This window comes from Lentzea kentuckyensis (genome assembly GCF_002150765.1).
Taxonomy (GTDB): domain Bacteria; phylum Actinomycetota; class Actinomycetes; order Mycobacteriales; family Pseudonocardiaceae; genus Lentzea; species Lentzea kentuckyensis.
Genome location: NZ_MUYM01000254.1, coordinates 1 through 1,472, shown reverse-complemented (window position 1 = coordinate 1,472; position 1,472 = coordinate 1). Strand labels below are relative to the sequence as shown.

The 1,472-nt window shown below is 71.6% G+C and carries 2 protein-coding genes; both read right to left on the bottom strand.

Annotated elements, in window-relative coordinates:
* On the bottom strand, positions 1-188 hold a 188-nt coding region (locus B0F77_RS46505; protein ID WP_245849577.1), incomplete at its 3' end, for a zinc-binding dehydrogenase.
* Positions 128-1,159, bottom strand: a complete 1,032-nt coding sequence (locus B0F77_RS46500; RefSeq protein ID WP_425435853.1) for a SpnB-like Rossmann fold domain-containing protein — start codon at positions 1,157-1,159, stop codon at positions 128-130. The genes B0F77_RS46500 and B0F77_RS46505, both read right to left, overlap by 61 nt.
* Positions 1,160-1,472: the final 313 nt, after the last annotated feature.

The window sequence follows — 1,472 nt, the reverse complement described above, 5'->3', positions numbered from 1 at the left end:
AGCACGATCTTGCCGACGTGCCGGGCGAGGCTCATGAACCGGAACGCCTCCGGTGCCCTGCGCACGTCCCACGTCGTCACCGGCAACGGCTCAAGCTCGCCGTCGCGGAACAGCGCCACCAGTGCGGTCAGGATCTCCTGGGCGTGGTCGGGTTCGAGCACCGCGACGTCGAACGCCTGATAGTCCACACCGGACAGATCGGCGGGCTGCCGGATGTCGGTCTTGCCCATCNNCGCAGCACGTCCCACTTGCCCCGGCTCGCCGTCGCGTAGACCTCGGCGCCGAGATGCCGGGCCAGCCGGATAGCGGCCATGCCGACACCACCGGCGCCCGCGTGCACCAGCACGCGCTCACCGGCACGCAGGCCGGCCAGTCCGACCAGTCCCTGGTAGGCGGTCATGAACACCACCGGGACGGCCGCGGCGACCTCGTCGGACCAGTCCCGCGGCACCGGTACGACGAACCGCTCGTCCACCACCGCGACGGGTCCGAAAGCACCGGGGAACATCCCCATGACCCGGTCACCGGCCCGCACGCCGGTCACGTCCGGGCCGGTTTCCACGACCACGCCCACGGCCTCGCCACCGAGCATCCCGGCGTCACCCGGATACATCCCCAGCGCCGTCAGCACATCCCGGAAGTTCACCCCCGCGGCCGAGATCCGGATCCGCACCTCACGGCCCGACAAGGGCTGCGACACCTCGGGACAGGGCTCCAGCAGGAGGTTGTTCAGGCTCCCCTTCTCCTTGATCGCGAGTCGCCACGGCCCGTGGTCCGGCGGCGTCAGCCCGCTGTCGTCCAGCCGGGCGAGCCTCCCCACCCTGGCGACACCGGCACGCACCGCGACCTGCGTCTCGCCCTCGCTCATCAGTCCGGGCAGGGTCGGCAGCACGCCCAGCGACGTGTCCCGGTCGCCGATGTCGGCCAGCAGGAAACGACCGGGGTTCTCCAGCTGCACCGACCGCATCAGGCCCCACACCGCGGCGGCCGGGTAGTCCAGCACCTGCTCACTGGAGTCGACCGCGACCGCGCTGGAGGTCACGAACACGACCCTGGTGTCGTCGAACCGTTCGTCGGCCAGGAAGTCCTGGACCAGCCCGAGCAGCCAGGAGGTCAGCGCGAGCACGGAGTGCGGTCCGCCGACGGGATCGCCGACCACCGGAACGAGCAGCACGTCCGGCGGCGCGGCGGCGGCATCGGCCAGTGTTCCCGGCACCACGTCCTCACCGACGGCCGCGCCGAGCTGGAACTCCTCACCGCCCACCACACCGAACCGGACCGGCTCCACCACCGTCTTCCCGGTGGGCACCCACTCGAGCCTCAGCAACGACTCCTGCCCCACCCCGGCCGTCCGCGCCGAGCCGGTGACGAGGGGCCGCACCACGAGTGAGTCCACGGACACCACGGGTGCACCGTCGGCGTCCAGCGCCAGCACGGAGAACGAGTCCGATCCGGTCTTCGTCAGCCGCACC